Source organism: Streptomyces durbertensis (assembly GCF_014156695.1).
Lineage (GTDB): Bacteria > Actinomycetota > Actinomycetes > Streptomycetales > Streptomycetaceae > Streptomyces > Streptomyces durbertensis.
Genome location: NZ_WMLF01000674.1, coordinates 1 through 1,947 on the forward strand (window position 1 = coordinate 1; position 1,947 = coordinate 1,947).

At 69.9% G+C, this 1,947-nt stretch carries 2 protein-coding genes; both read left to right on the forward strand.

Annotation, left to right across the window (positions count from 1 at the left end; genetic code table 11):
* On the forward strand, positions 1-440 hold a 440-nt coding region (locus tag GL263_RS25800), incomplete at its 5' end, for an aminotransferase class IV (RefSeq protein ID WP_182858151.1).
* Between the two features lie 209 nt (positions 441-649).
* The coding region (locus tag GL263_RS25805; RefSeq protein WP_182858152.1) for a WXG100-like domain-containing protein at positions 650-1,947 on the forward strand (1,298 nt) is incomplete at its 3' end.

Genomic DNA, 1,947 nt, shown 5'->3' on the forward strand with positions numbered 1-1,947 from the left:
GCACCCCCCTGCGCGTCGCCACCACCCCCTACGAACGCGACCTCCCCCACGTCAAACACGTCGGCCTCCTCGGCGCCGTCCACCACCTCCGCGCCGCCCGCCGCGCCGGCCACGACGACGCGCTCTTCGTCGACCGCACCGGCGCCGTCAGCGAAGGCCCCACCTGGAACATCGGCTTCGTCCGCGACGACCGGGTGCACTGGCCCGACGCCCACGCCCTCCCCGGCGTCACGATGCGCCTCCTCGCCGACGAGTTCGGCCACACCACCGCCCGCGTGACGCCCGCCGACCTCACCGACGTCGACGCCGCCTTCGCCACCAACGCCGTCACCGGAGTCCGCCCCCTCAGCCGGATCGACCACACACCCCTCGCCACCGACCACCCCCTCCTCGACCGCCTCACCCGGCACCACGACCGTCTGCCCGACGAAGCCCTCTGATCGCACAACCCTGCGGAAAAAGGGCCCCGTTACCCGCAACGCCCGTAATCACCCGCAGCGCGGCAGCAGGTTGTAACGGCCCTGTGCGCGTCCGTCACCGGAGCTTGCGGTCGACTCCCTCCGCAGGTCAGGGTGGTTACGGTCGGGCCTGCGTGCGGCGATAGGGTCGGCGTGCTCGCGTTAGGTCAGTTGTTCGGGGGAGTTCTGCCATGGCGATCATGTTGCCGGAAGAGCTGGAGTGGGTCCTCAACATCCTGGGCTTCAACTGGCCCGAGGCCAACGAGGACAAGCTCATGGAGTCCGCTCAGGCCTGGCGCCAGTTCGCCATGGACCTCGAGACCCTCCAGGCGACCGGCAACAGGTCCGCCGGCAACGTCCTCTCCGAGAACTACGGCAAGTCCGTCGAAGGCTTCGACAAGACCTGGCGCGAGTTCTCCGGCAGCGAGCGCGGCTACTTCGACGACGCCCGGACCGCCGCGCTCATCGTCGCCTTCGCGCTGGACGCCGTCGCGGCGATCGTCATCGCCTGCAAGATCGCCGTCATCATCCAACTGATCATTCTAGCGGTCCAATTGATAGCCGCCGCGGCGGCCGCCCCGTTCACCCTCGGCATATCCGCCGTCGCCAGCGCCGGCATCACCCAGGCCATCAGACTGGTCGTCCGACAACTGCTGAAGATGCTGCGCGACGCCATCGTCAGCACCATCGTCGACGCCCTCCGCGAAACCGCGATGAAGGCCATCCAGGCCATCGCCCAGGACCTCATGCGGCAGGCCACCAACGTCCACTTCGGCGCCCAGGACGGCATCGACGTCGGCAACGCCGTCAACGCGGGCTACGACGCCGGCCGCCAGGAACTCAAGGACCAGTGGGACAACAAGGGCGAGAACTTCCGCGACAACTTCCTCTCCTCCGGCGCCGGAACCGCCCGCCAGAACATCGAACGATCCGGCAACAACGCCCTGGGCTGGGGCAACAACGACTCCGGCTCGGGCTCGAACTCCGACTCCAACTCCGGTTCCGGCACGACCAACGAGGGCTCCTCCGGAACCTCGGGCACCGGTTCCGGCACCGGTAGCGGCAGCAGCGGCGATGGTGGCGGAGGCGGCGGCACGGGTGCGACCTCCGGCACCGGCTCGGGCTCCGGGTCCGGCGACGCAGGCAGCAGCGGTAGCGGCGGGACAGGCACCGGCTCGGCCGCCGGCGGCACGACCACCACCGGCGGCGGCACGCCCACCAACACCACCGGAACCAGCAGCTCCAACGGCAGCGGCAACCCCAACACCTCCACGACCACCCCCACCGGCGGCGACACCGCCACCTCCAACGGCTCGGACGGAAACACCGGCTCCGACAGCCGCAGCCACTTCCCACGCCCGACCGACACCACCGGGCAGGACTACACCCCCAACCCCTTCGACGCGCCCCGCTCCGAGTCGAACCAGAACACCACCACTCCCGACACCGACTCGTCGTCCCCCACCACCCGCACGCCCGACGCCGAAAC